At 37.9% G+C, this 7491-nt stretch carries 5 protein-coding genes; all 5 read left to right on the top strand.

Going from position 1 to position 7491, the window contains the following annotated elements:
- Positions 1–189 precede the first annotated feature (189 nt).
- The 5 genes from glmM to lon all read left to right on the top strand — a co-directional run bounded on the left by glmM (position 190) and on the right by lon (position 7487).
- Positions 190–1536: a phosphoglucosamine mutase gene (gene glmM, locus ACZLXV_RS04900; RefSeq protein WP_482382679.1), complete on the top strand. Its 1347-nt coding sequence runs from the start codon at positions 190–192 to the stop codon at positions 1534–1536.
- Positions 1537–1646: 110 nt separating this feature from the next.
- Entirely contained in the window at positions 1647–2933 is a 1287-nt protein-coding gene (gene tig / locus ACZLXV_RS04895) for a trigger factor (protein ID WP_482382675.1), read from the top strand.
- Between the two features lie 91 nt (positions 2934–3024).
- On the top strand, positions 3025–3612 hold the full coding sequence (gene clpP / locus ACZLXV_RS04890; protein ID WP_022224373.1) for an ATP-dependent Clp endopeptidase proteolytic subunit ClpP: 588 nt from the start codon (positions 3025–3027) through the stop codon (positions 3610–3612).
- A 24-nt stretch (positions 3613–3636) separates the two neighbouring features.
- Complete coding sequence (gene clpX / locus ACZLXV_RS04885; protein ID WP_482382674.1) at positions 3637–4920, top strand: ATP-dependent Clp protease ATP-binding subunit ClpX; 1284 nt, start codon at positions 3637–3639, stop codon at positions 4918–4920.
- Between the two features lie 203 nt (positions 4921–5123).
- Complete coding sequence (gene lon / locus ACZLXV_RS04880; RefSeq protein WP_482382673.1) at positions 5124–7487, top strand: endopeptidase La; 2364 nt, start codon at positions 5124–5126, stop codon at positions 7485–7487.
- The last annotated feature ends 4 nt before the right edge of the window (positions 7488–7491 follow it).

Genomic DNA, 7491 nt, shown 5'->3' with positions numbered 1-7491 from the left:
TTATTACAATAACACTGATGTATGAAAGAGTAAATATCTACTGTGCAGGACTGAATTCCACCGCCCTATATGGCAGTGGAATTTAAAATTTCATTTTTGGTATATATTTAAATTGTCTATACATATTGATTTGAGGGAGGCTATGTGATAAAATTAAATCTGTATGTAGTAATTGCGGAGGAAAAATATATGAAATATTTTGGAACAGATGGATTTCGCGGAGAAGCAAATGTAAATTTAAATGTTGTTCATGCTTATAAAGTTGGTAGATTTCTCGGATGGTATTACGGAAGAGAGCACAAAGCGCGTGTTATTATAGGAAAAGATACAAGAAGGTCAAGTTATATGTTTGAAGATGCTCTTTCTTCAGGTCTTACGGCAAGCGGTGCTGATGTATATCTCTTACATGTCACTCCTACGCCGAGTGTTTCCTATGTTGTAAGAACAGAAGATTTTGACTGCGGAATCATGATTTCTGCAAGTCACAATCCATATTATGACAACGGACTTAAAGTCATAAATGGAAACGGTCACAAGTTAGAGGCTGAAATAGAAGAAAAAATAGAAGCTTATATAGACAGTTCTGAGGATACTATTCCTATGGCGACAAGAGAAAATATAGGATGTACTGTTGACTATGCGATAGGCAGACATCGTTACATAGGTTATCTTATGTCACTTGCCACAAGGTCATTTAAGAATGTTAAAGTCGGTCTTGACTGTGCAAACGGCTCTTCATACTCAGTTGCAAAAGGTGTTTTTGATGCACTTGGTGCAAAGACATATGCGATAGGCATGGAGCCAAACGGCATTAACATAAATGACGGATGCGGTTCAACACATATTGAAAATCTTCAGAAGTTTGTCATAGAAAATAATCTTGATGTCGGCTTTGCGTATGATGGTGATGCTGACAGATGCCTTGCAGTAGATGACAAGGGAGAGGTTATTGACGGTGACGCGATACTTTATCTCTGTGGATGTTATCTTAAAGAAAAGGGAGAATTGAACAATAACACTGTAGTTACTACGGTTATGTCAAATCTCGGCCTTTACAAGGCTCTTGACAGAGCTGGCATTTCATATGAGCAGACAGCAGTCGGAGACAAATATGTAAATGCAAATATGATGGAGAATGGTCACTCACTCGGAGGTGAGCAGTCAGGTCATATCATTTTCAGCAAATATGCGGTTACCGGTGACGGTGTACTCACATCGCTTATGCTTATGGAAGTAATGCTTGAAAAAAAGACAAAACTTTCAGAATTGAGAAAAGATTTGAAAGTATATCCACAGCTTCTTAAAAACGTCCGTGTTGCAGATAAACCGGCGGCAAGGGCAGACGAGGATGTACAGGCAGCAGTCGAAAAGGTTTCAAAGGAGCTTGGCGATGAGGGAAGAATACTTCTCAGGGAAAGCGGAACGGAACCGGTCATAAGAGTTATGGTTGAAGCCAAAACAGATGAACTCTGCGAGAAATACGTTGACGAGGTTGTTAACGTATTGTATTCAAAGGGACATGGAATTTCAAAATAAAAATAGATTGTAAGCAAAAACAGCTTGCTTTTATTATAGTATTCATGATATATTATACAAATGGTGATTTACGGGAGAATTCCCGGCAATGTTAAGGAGGAATTATTAAAATGAGTGTACAGGTAGAAAAGTTAGAAAAGAATATGGCGAAACTTACAATTGAAGTTTCAAGCGAAGAGTTTGAAAAGGCAATTGCTAAGGCATACAAGAAAAATAAAAATAAAATCTCTATGCCAGGCTTCCGTAAAGGAAAAGCTCCTCGTACTATGATCGAGAAGATGTATGGCAAGGGAGTATTTTATGAAGATGCAGCCAATTCAATTATTCCTGATGCTTATGCAGATGCAGCTAAAGAAAGCGAGCTTGAAATTGTTGCACAGCCTGAAATTGATGTGACACAGATTGAAAGCGGAAAACCATTTATCTTTACAGCAACAGTTGCACTTAAGCCGGAAGTTACACTTGGCGAATATAAAGGAATTGAAGTAGAGAAAAAAGAAGTTGAAGTTACAGACGAAGAAGTTGATACAGAGATAAACAGAGTCAGAGAGTCAAATGCAAGAATGATTGACATTGACGACAGAGCAGCACAGGATGGCGATACAGTAGTTATCGACTTTGACGGATATGTAGACGGAAAGCAGTTTGAGGGCGGAAAAGCTGAGGATTACAGCTTGGTACTTGGTTCTCATTCATTCATTGACAACTTTGAAGAGCAGCTCGAAGGAAAGAACATCGGAGAGGATGTTACAGTTAATGTTACATTCCCTGAGAATTATCAGGCTGAAGAACTTCAGGGCAAACCTGCTGAGTTCAAAGTAAAGATTAAGGAAATTAAGGTAAAGGAACTTCCTGAACTTGATGATGATTTCGCACAGGATGTTTCAAACTTCGATACAATAGCTGAATATAAAGAAGACTTAAAGAAGAAACTTGCAGAAAATAAAGAAGAAGCTCTTAAGAGAGAAAGAGAAGAGACTGTAATCGGAAAGATTATTGAGAATGCACAGATGGATATTCCTGAGCAGATGGTTGAAGCGCAGACACGTCAGATGACACAGGAATTCGCACAGAGACTTTCATCACAGGGTCTTTCTATTGATCAGTACATGCAGTTTACAGGTCTTACACCTCAGAAGATGATTGAGGAGCTTAAACCACAGGCACTTAAACGTATCCAGAGCCGTCTTGTTCTCGAAGCAGTAGTAGCTGCTGAAAATATTGAGACATCAGAAGATGAGCTTAACAAAGAAATTGAAAATATGGCTTCAATGTATCAGATGGAAGTTGATAAATTAAAAGAAGTTATTGGCGAAGAAGAGAAAAAGCAGATCAGCCTTGATCTTGCTGTACAGAAAGCAGTTGAGATGGTTACATCAGCAGCAGTTGAAAAATAATTGTTAACTTACGTCAGCCGATTTTAAGACAGGTGGTTTTGCGCCTGTCTGAGCGGTTGGCGTTTTGCACTATATAAAGGGGGAACACAAAATGAGTTACAGCATACCTTATGTTATCGAAAAGACAAGCGGAGGAGAACGCTCATACGATATTTATTCAAGATTATTGCAGGAAAGAATTATTTTTCTTTCAAATGAAGTAAATGATGATATTGCAAGCCTTGTAGTTTCACAGCTTCTTTTCCTTGAATCACAGGATTCTACAAAGGATATACATCTTTATATAAATAGTCCGGGAGGTTCAGTAAGTGCCGGATTTGCAATTTACGACACAATGAATTATGTAAAGTGTGATGTTTCTACTATATGTATGGGACTTGCTGCAAGTATGGGAGCATTCCTTCTTGCAGGTGGAGCAAAGGGAAAGAGATTTGCACTTCCTAATTCTGAGATTATGATACATCAGCCTTCAGGCGGAGCAAAAGGTCAGGAAACAGAGATAAGGATTGTTGCAGAACAGATACTTAAGACAAGAGAGAGATTAAATCAGATACTTGCAGAGAATACAGGAAAGCCTCTTGATGTAATTGCGGCAGATACAGAGCGTGATAACTATATGACAGCTTTAGAGGCTAAGGAGTATGGTCTTATTGACGAGATAGTAACAAATAGAAAATAAAGTTAATGTTCAGGGGAGGTCGAAATGGCAAACAAAAAAGACGACGCAAAATTAAAGTGTTCTTTTTGTGGAAAAACTCAGCAGCAGGTTCGCAAACTCATAGCAGGACCAAATGTGTATATATGCGATCAGTGTATAGAACTTTGTTCAGAAATTCTTGACGAAGAACTTGGAATTGACAACGAAGAATATTTCGACGATAGTGATATTAATTTACTTAAGCCAAAGGAAATTAAGAGTTTCCTTGATGAATATGTTGTAGGACAGGATGATGCCAAAAAGGTATTGTCGGTTGCAGTGTACAATCACTATAAAAGAGTGCTCTCAGGCAAAAATATGGATGTTGAGTTACAGAAGAGTAACATCATGATGGTAGGACCTACAGGTTCAGGAAAGACATTTTTAGCACAGACACTTGCGAAAATACTTAATGTGCCATTTGCTATTGCGGATGCAACAGCTCTTACAGAGGCAGGTTATGTTGGAGAAGATGTTGAAAATATACTTCTTAAGATAATTCAGGCAGCAGATTATGACCTTGAGCGTGCCGAGCATGGAATTATTTATATAGATGAGATAGATAAGATTACCAGAAAGGGTGAAAATGTATCCATTACAAGAGATGTATCAGGAGAGGGTGTTCAGCAGGCACTTTTGAAAATCCTTGAGGGAACCGTTGCAAGTGTTCCTCCTCAGGGCGGCAGAAAACATCCGCATCAGGAGTTTTATCAGCTTGATACAACTAATATATTGTTTATCTGTGGTGGTGCATTTGACGGACTTGAGAAGATTATCGGAACAAGAATAGGTCAGAAATCCATCGGGTTCAATGCAGAAATTGCAACTGAAAAAGATGACAATATCGGTGACCTTTTCAGACAGGTTCTTCCGGAAGATTTTGTTAAATTCGGAATAATTCCTGAGCTTATTGGACGTCTTCCGATAAATGTTGCACTTGATCTTCTTGAAGAGGAAGCTCTTGAAAGGATACTTGTTGAGCCTAAAAATGCTATCACAAAACAGTATAAAAAGCTTCTTGAACTTGATGGAGTTAAACTTAGTTTTGATGATGAGGCAATCAAGGCTGTCGCAAAACTTTCATTTGAAAGAAAAACGGGAGCAAGAGGACTTCGTGCCATTATGGAGGATGTTATGACTGATGTAATGTATGAAGTTCCGTCAGAGGATGACATAAAAGAATGTGTCATTACAAAAGAAGCTGTTTTAGATAAAGAATCACCAAAACTGATAATGGACGATGACGAGGTAAGGCAGATTTCCTCAAAACAAGATGGAAAGAGCGCCTAAAACATTACTGTTATCGGTCATGCAGAATGTGTGGACGGAAATCTTGAAATAGTTATATAATATAAAATCAGAGGGATTACTTGTTAATCCCTCTTTTATATTATATAATGTTATTTAAGTGTGCTTATAAGTTCATAAAATAATAAGATGATGCCAAGGGTCAAAAGACTTATGAGCGAAACTTTAAATTTGGAGGAATTAGAGTGGAACAAAACATAGACAACAATGAGAATTATTCTAACAATAATATAGAAAATATAGAAAACTATACATCAGTTCCTGTTGTAACTTTGAGAGATGTGGTAGTATTTCCGGGAACGACAGTATATTTTGAGGTCGGCAGAGAAGCGACAGTAAAAGCGGTCAATGAGGCAATGCATAAAAAGCAGTATATTTTTGCTGTTGCACAAAAAGACCCTAAAGTAGAACATCCGAAACAGGAGGATTTGTTTGATGTTGGAACGCTTGCACAGGTTAAACAGCTTGTGAGTATGCCGGGAAATGTTGTAAGAGTCATTATAGTAGGACAGAAGAGAATGAAACTTGAAAATCTTGAATATAATGACGGATATTATCAGGCAGACCTTACGGAACTCGAAGAGACAAGACAGATAAGTTATGATGTAGAAACGATTGCTCTTATAAGAGGATTGAAAGATTTATTTACAGTCTATGTGAATGAGCAGGGAAAGATAAATAAAAACGTAGTTGAGGAAATTATGGACTGCACTGACTTAAATAGTCTTATAAATCAGATTGCTACAAGCATACCTGTCAACTATCAGTTTAAGCAGAAAATTCTTAATGAACAGGATATATACCAGAGACATGAAGATATATCCATAATATTGAGCAGGGAAATAGGAATACTGAGAATTCAGGATGATGTTGCAAGAAGAGTTAAGTCGCAGGTAGAAAAAAATCAAAAAGAATATTATCTGCATGAGCAGATAAAAGCTATTCATAAAGAACTTGGCGACGACGATTCGGAGACAGATGCAGACAGATACAGTGCCAAGCTTGAAAAACTTAAAGCACCTAAAAAGGTGAAAAAGAAGATAGCACAGGAGATAAAGAGGTTTAAACTCACAAATTCAAATTCGTCAGAAAATTCAGTGATAAGAGGGTACATTGAGACACTTCTCACAATTCCGTGGAAAAAAGCCAGTGAGGATAATACTGATATTCAAAATGCCGAGAATGTTTTAAATGAGGACCATTATGGTTTAAAGGATGTAAAAGAAAAAGTTATTGAGTGTCTTGCGGTTAAGGCAATAAAAAAAGACGGTTACAGTCCTATAATGTGCCTTGTCGGACCTCCGGGAACAGGAAAAACATCTATTGCAAAGTCTATCGCAAGAGCGATGAACAGGAAATACATAAGGATATGTCTCGGTGGTGTAAGGGATGAAGCTGAGATAAGAGGGCACAGAAGAACTTATGTCGGAGCTATGCCGGGACGCATTATTGCGGGAATAAGAAACGCAAAAGTAAAAAATCCGCTTATATTATTTGATGAGATAGACAAAATGGGAGCTGACTATAAGGGAGACCCTTCATCTGCACTTCTTGAAGTGTTAGACCCTGAGCAGAATAAAAATTTTTCAGATCATTATGTAGAATTACCTGTAGATTTATCACAGGCGATGTTTATATGTACTGCAAACTCGCTTGACACCATACCGAGACCTCTTTTAGATCGTATGGAGATAATACAGTTGTCAGGTTACACTGAAAATGAAAAATTCCATATAGCAAAAAATTATCTTGTACAAAAGCAGATAAATGCCAATGGATTGACAAAAGAACAGTTTAATATATCGGATAAAGCTATTCATACCGTTATCCAGAATTATACAAGGGAGGCAGGCGTAAGAGGTCTTGAGAGAAAGATTGGAACATTGTGCAGAAAAGCCGCAGTTGAGGCTGCAAAAGATTCCGAGGTAAAGATAAGAATTTCAAACAGGAATATTAAAAAATTCCTTGGAAATTATAAATATACACTTGATGCGGTTTCAGATAAGCCACAGGTTGGTATCGTAAGAGGTCTTGCATGGACTTCTGTCGGGGGAGATACATTAGAGATAGAAGTAAATGTCATGAAGGGAAAAGGAGCATTACAGTTAACCGGAAAACTCGGTGATGTTATGCAGGAATCAGCAAAGATAGCATTGTCCTATGTTAAATCACAGCTTACGGACGTTGTAGCTGATGATTTCTTTGAAAAGCATGATATACATCTACATGTTCCAGAGGGAGCAGTACCAAAAGATGGTCCTTCAGCAGGAATTACAATGGCGACTGCCATGTATTCGGCATGCACCGGCAAAAAAGTCAAAGCTGATGCGGCAATGACAGGCGAGATTACGCTTCGTGGAAGAATTCTTCCGATAGGCGGTTTAAAAGAGAAAATTCTTGCGGCAAAAGCAGTTGGTGTAAAGCTTGTGTTTGTACCTGAAAAGAACAGAAAAGATGTTGAGGAATTTGACAGTGAAGTTACGGAATGTGTTGATATAAGATTTGTAACAGAAGCACCTGAAGTTTGGAAATTAGTATTAGAGGAATAAGATT

The organism is Butyribacter sp. (genome assembly GCF_056818865.1).
Note: the sequence above shows the minus strand (reverse complement) of the source record. Positions and strands in the feature narration are given on the sequence as shown.

Excerpts from the sequence above, each read along its gene's own strand:
- glmM (WP_482382679.1), top strand. The coding sequence starts at position 190 with ATGAAATATTTTGGAACAGATGGATTTCGCGGAGAAGCAAATGTAAAT.
- tig (WP_482382675.1), top strand. The coding sequence starts at position 1,647 with ATGAGTGTACAGGTAGAAAAGTTAGAAAAGAATATGGCGAAACTTACA.
- clpP (WP_022224373.1), top strand. The coding sequence starts at position 3,025 with ATGAGTTACAGCATACCTTATGTTATCGAAAAGACAAGCGGAGGAGAA.
- clpX (WP_482382674.1), top strand. The coding sequence starts at position 3,637 with ATGGCAAACAAAAAAGACGACGCAAAATTAAAGTGTTCTTTTTGTGGA.